At 67.0% G+C, this 2,233-nt stretch carries 3 protein-coding genes; 1 reads left to right on the top strand and 2 read right to left on the bottom strand.

Features of this window, described 5'->3' with window-relative positions:
• Positions 1-194: hypothetical protein (locus G4D87_RS36885; protein WP_163787460.1), on the top strand; the 194-nt coding region annotated here is incomplete at its 5' end.
• A 170-nt stretch (positions 195-364) separates the two neighbouring features.
• Here the strand turns inward: G4D87_RS36885 and G4D87_RS36880 are convergent.
• Positions 365-871 (bottom strand): tetratricopeptide repeat protein, encoded by a 507-nt coding sequence (locus G4D87_RS36880; protein WP_240358915.1) that lies wholly within the window; start codon positions 869-871, stop codon positions 365-367.
• A gap of 59 nt (positions 872-930) precedes the next feature.
• Complete coding sequence (locus G4D87_RS36875) at positions 931-2,094, bottom strand: DUF1521 domain-containing protein (protein WP_163787458.1); 1,164 nt, start codon at positions 2,092-2,094, stop codon at positions 931-933.
• Between the last annotated feature and the right edge of the window lie 139 nt (positions 2,095-2,233).

Raw genomic sequence — 2,233 nt, 5'->3', positions numbered from 1 at the left:
CCACGAAGGCCCTCGGAGCCAGCCAGGGTCTCTCCGCCCTCGAGCAGAAGTCCCTCTCCGGCCTGACGGGTCCGGACCGTGAGCGCGCCGAGGCGCAGCTGATGCTCCAGAAGCAGCAGGAGGCGACCGCCTTCGTCGCCAACCTGATGAAGAAGCTCAACGAGATCGCGATGTCCGTCATCGGCAAGATCTAATCCTGCCGCTGTAAGCGACTCTCGGAGCCGGCTTCCCTCACGGGATGCCGGCTCCTTGCTTTTGCGGGCTCGCGCGACTCACCCGAAACGACGAAGCCCGGACCGCGCGACGACTCGCGCGGCCCGGGCCTGGTGTGTGTCGTGACGGGAGGGGGCATGGCCCCCAGGGCCTACCGGGACTTCTTCACCTGGTCGGCCTGCTGCTTCAGGGTGAGCAGCGTCGCGTGGGCGCGCTGCGTGGCGCGGCGCTTGAGGCCCGCGTCCAGCTGGATGGCCTTGCTGAGGTCCGCGAGCGCCTCGGGGACATTGCCCCGGCGCAGGTGGATTTCGCCCCGGCCGACCAGCGCGTCCACGTGGCCGTCGTTGAACTGGAGCGCCAGCCGGAAGGCGTCGAACGCCTCGTCGAAGCGCTCCAGCGTCATGAAGGTCGCCCCGAGCTGCGCGTGAAAGACGGCGTCGGTGGGCGAGGCGGCCACGAGGCCCTGGAAGATTTGAAGGGCCTGCTGCGAGCTGCCCGCCTGGAGGAGCTGATAGGCCTTGTCCGCCCAGGCGTAGAGCTGCGTGTGGGAGAGGTTGAGGAACTGCCCCAGGGTGATTTCGCCGCGGATCACCGCCTCGGCGAGGACTTCCGGGACGACGACCTTCTCTTCTTCACCCCTGGGGGCGGAGTCGCTCACGACAACCTCGAGGAGGGCCAGGCAGTCCCCCACCTGGCCCGATGAAGTACGTCCAGCGGCTAGAACGACTGGGGACCGCGGAAGCGGACCATATCATTCAGCTTGGACAGCTTCTCCAGCGTCCCGAACATGTCCCCCAGCGCCTTGAAGGACTGGGTCAGTCCGGACTTGTGCTGGTTCTTGTCGTAGGCGCCGAAGAGGTCGTCCGCCTTGCGGAACGGGTTGAAGCCGTTCGCCTGGGTGTTCTTGAGCTGGTCGAACACCTTGCTGAGGGAGTCGAGCGTCTCGTTCAGCTTGTTCAGCTCGGGCTTGCCACTGCTCATGTCCCAGGGCAGCGGCTTCACCTGGGGCAGGCTGGTGTTCATGTCCCAGTTCTGGGCCACCTCACCCGCCGCGGGGGCGTCCGCCGCCGCCGAGTAGTTGAAGGCCATGGTGCGCGGCGCGGTGATGACGGCCTCGCCCACCTTGTGCACGTCACCGCCGTTCTCGTGGCCGACAATCTCCTTGCCGTGGAACGTCCAGTCCGCCGCGTTCTGCCCCATGTGGAAGACGTCCGCGGACTGGTTCGAGTGGAAGCGGACGACCTCGTCCATGCCCTTGTTGGTGACCTGGCCGACCTTGCCCTTGCCCTTGTCGATGTCCGTCACGCGCACGTGGCTGTCGCCGTAGACGATGTCCAGCTGGCCCGTCACCGTCATGCCGTTGCCCCAGGGCTTGCAGGAGCAGTTGATGCGGGTGCCGTCGCCCAGGACGAAGGACGTGTCGCGCTTGAAGTCGAACTTGCCGCCGTCGCTCTCGTCGACGTGCGGATCACCCCAGACGCGGGTGTTGTTGCCGTCCGGCCCCGTCACGCGCCACTCGAACTGGCCCAGCTGCTCAATGGTGTAGCCGCCCGGGGTGGTGATCTTCCCGCCGTCGTCCACCTTCAGGGAGTTCGCCTCGCGCACCGCGTCCAGGGGGTTGGGACGCTCGGCGGGGAAGGCGGCGTTGGTGCCCGTCGCACCCGCCTGCTTCGTGGAGGCCGCGGCCTGGGACATCTGATCCACCGCCTTGCCGGCGACGCCCACCGCCTTGCCCGCCAGGTCAACGGCCTTCTCCACCAGGTTCAGCGTGGACTCGATGAGCTGCGCGTTGCGCGCAATCGTCGAGGTGTTGACGTTGCCCGCGCCCTGCGTCGTGGTGAGCTGCCGGTTACCGCCAACTCCGCCGATGCCGTTCGACATATTCGGTACTCCCTGAGGAGGGGTGAAATGTTCGATGCTGCTTCACCGTGATTTTCGGTGTTTCGCGCTGGGAGTTTCGCCTCGGTGCGTCGCTTTCTTCATAGGAGGCACGGGCCGGCCACGCGGGGCGGGGCACCTC

It is taken from the genome of Myxococcus vastator, assembly GCF_010894475.1.
GTDB classification, from domain to species: Bacteria; Myxococcota; Myxococcia; order Myxococcales; family Myxococcaceae; genus Myxococcus; species Myxococcus vastator.
This window is presented reverse-complemented; position numbering and strand designations above follow the sequence as displayed.